The sequence below is a fragment of the Paenibacillus xylanilyticus genome, assembly GCF_013359935.1.
Lineage (GTDB): Bacteria > Bacillota > Bacilli > Paenibacillales > Paenibacillaceae > Paenibacillus > Paenibacillus xylanilyticus.
Genome location: NZ_JABMCB010000060.1, coordinates 1 through 2,804, shown reverse-complemented (window position 1 = coordinate 2,804; position 2,804 = coordinate 1). Strand labels below are relative to the sequence as shown.

The window sequence follows — 2,804 nt, the reverse complement described above, 5'->3', positions numbered from 1 at the left end:
ATGGTGGACGGCATTCTGCTCGATATGGACACGCCCGGCGGGATGGTGGCGGGGGCATTTGACTGCGCTGACATCATCGCCCGTGTGCGTGACATAAAACCGGTATGGGCGCTTGCCAACGACATGAACTGCAGTGCAGGTCAGTTGCTTGCCAGTGCCGCCTCCCGGCGTCTGGTCACGCAGACCGCCCGGACAGGCTCCATCGGCGTCATGATGGCTCACAGTAATTACGGTGCTGCGCTGGAGAAACAGGGTGTGGAAATCACGCTGATTTACAGCGGCAGCCATAAGGTGGATGGCAACCCCTACAGCCATCTTCCGGATGACGTCCGGGAGACACTGCAGTCCCGGATGGACGCAACCCGCCAGATGTTTGCGCAGAAGGTGTCGGCATATACCGGCCTGTCCGTGCAGGTTGTGCTGGATACCGAGGCTGCAGTGTACAGCGGTCAGGAGGCCATTGATGCCGGACTGGCTGATGAACTTGTTAACAGCACCGATGCGATCACCGTCATGCGTGATGCACTGGATGCACGTAAATCCCGTCTCTCAGGAGGGCGAATGACCAAAGAGACTCAATCAACAACTGTTTCAGCCACTGCTTCGCAGGCTGACGTTACTGACGTGGTGCCAGCGACGGAGGGCGAGAACGCCAGCGCGGCGCAGCCGGACGTGAACGCGCAGATCACCGCAGCGGTTGCGGCAGAAAACAGCCGCATTATGGGGATCCTCAACTGTGAGGAGGCTCACGGACGCGAAGAACAGGCACGCGTGCTGGCAGAAACCCCCGGTATGACCGTGAAAACGGCCCGCCGCATTCTGGCCGCAGCACCACAGAGTGCACAGGCGCGCAGTGACACTGCGCTGGATCGTCTGATGCAGGGGGCACCGGCACCGCTGGCTGCAGGTAACCCGGCATCTGATGCCGTTAACGATTTGCTGAACACACCAGTGTAAGGGATGTTTATGACGAGCAAAGAAACCTTTACCCATTACCAGCCGCAGGGCAACAGTGACCCGGCTCATACCGCAACCGCGCCCGGCGGATTGAGTGCGAAAGCGCCTGCAATGACCCCGCTGATGCTGGACACCTCCAGCCGTAAGCTGGTTGCGTGGGATGGCACCACCGACGGTGCTGCCGTTGGCATTCTTGCGGTTGCTGCTGACCAGACCAGCACCACGCTGACGTTCTACAAGTCCGGCACGTTCCGTTATGAGGATGTGCTCTGGCCGGAGGCTGCCAGCGACGAGACGAAAAAACGGACCGCGTTTGCCGGAACGGCAATCAGCATCGTTTAACTTTACCCTTCATCACTAAAGGCCGCCTGTGCGGCTTTTTTTACGGGATTTTTTTATGTCGATGTACACAACCGCCCAACTGCTGGCGGCAAATGAGCAGAAATTTAAGTTTGATCCGCTGTTTCTGCGTCTCTTTTTCCGTGAGAGCTATCCCTTCACCACGGAGAAAGTCTATCTCTCACAAATTCCGGGACTGGTAAACATGGCGCTGTACGTTTCGCCGATTGTTTCCGGTGAGGTTATCCGTTCCCGTGGCGGCTCCACCTCTGAATTTACGCCGGGATATGTCAAGCCGAAGCATGAAGTGAATCCGCAGATGACCCTGCGTCGCCTGCCGGATGAAGATCCGCAGAATCTGGCGGACCCGGCTTACCGCCGCCGTCGCATCATCATGCAGAACATGCGTGACGAAGAGCTGGCCATTGCTCAGGTCGAAGAGATGCAGGCAGTTTCTGCCGTGCTTAAGGGCAAATACACCATGACCGGTGAAGCCTTCGATCCGGTTGAGGTGGATATGGGCCGCAGTGAGGAGAATAACATCACGCAGTCCGGCGGCACGGAGTGGAGCAAGCGTGACAAGTCCACGTATGACCCGACCGACGATATCGAAGCCTACGCGCTGAACGCCAGCGGTGTGGTGAATATCATCGTGTTCGATCCGAAAGGCTGGGCGCTGTTCCGTTCCTTCAAAGCCGTCAAGGAGAAGCTGGATACCCGTCGTGGCTCTAATTCCGAGCTGGAGACAGCGGTGAAAGACCTGGGCAAAGCGGTGTCCTATAAGGGGATGTATGGCGATGTGGCCATCGTCGTGTATTCCGGACAGTACGTGGAAAACGGCGTCAAAAAGAACTTCCTGCCGGACAACACGATGGTGCTGGGGAACACTCAGGCACGCGGTCTGCGCACCTATGGCTGCATTCAGGATGCGGACGCACAGCGCGAAGGCATTAACGCCTCTGCCCGTTACCCGAAAAACTGGGTGACCACCGGCGATCCGGCGCGTGAGTTCACCATGATTCAGTCAGCACCGCTGATGCTGCTGGCTGACCCTGATGAGTTCGTGTCCGTACAACTGGCGTAATCATGGCCCTTCGGGGCCATTGTTTCTCTGTGGAGGAGTCCATGACGAAAGATGAACTGATTGCCCGTCTCCGCTCGCTGGGTGAACAACTGAACCGTGATGTCAGCCTGACGGGGACGAAAGAAGAACTGGCGCTCCGTGTGGCAGAGCTGAAAGAGGAGCTTGATGACACGGATGAAACTGCCGGTCAGGACACCCCTCTCAGCCGGGAAAATGTGCTGACCGGACATGAAAATGAGGTGGGATCAGCGCAGCCGGATACCGTGATTCTGGATACGTCTGAACTGGTCACGGTCGTGGCACTGGTGAAGCTGCATACTGATGCACTTCACGCCACGCGGGATGAACCTGTGGCATTTGTGCTGCCGGGAACGGCGTTTCGTGTCTCTGCCGGTGTGGCAGCCGAAATGACAGAGCGCGGCCT

General features: G+C 57.8%; 4 protein-coding genes. All 4 read left to right on the top strand.

All coding sequences use genetic code 11. The features are described 5' to 3' along the window. The coding region (locus HP552_RS00415) for a S49 family peptidase (protein WP_175393824.1) at positions 1-957 on the top strand (957 nt) is incomplete at its 5' end. 9 nt (positions 958-966) lie between these two features. After that, positions 967-1,299, top strand: coding sequence for a head decoration protein (locus HP552_RS00410; protein WP_001297109.1), 333 nt, complete (start codon positions 967-969; stop codon positions 1,297-1,299). A 55-nt stretch (positions 1,300-1,354) separates the two neighbouring features. Continuing rightward, positions 1,355-2,380 carry a major capsid protein gene (locus HP552_RS00405; RefSeq protein ID WP_000063280.1) on the top strand — a complete coding sequence of 342 codons (1,026 nt, stop codon included), beginning with the start codon at positions 1,355-1,357 and terminating at the stop codon, positions 2,378-2,380. A gap of 41 nt (positions 2,381-2,421) precedes the next feature. Beyond that, the coding region (locus HP552_RS00400; protein WP_175393823.1) for a DNA-packaging protein FI at positions 2,422-2,804 on the top strand (383 nt) is incomplete at its 3' end.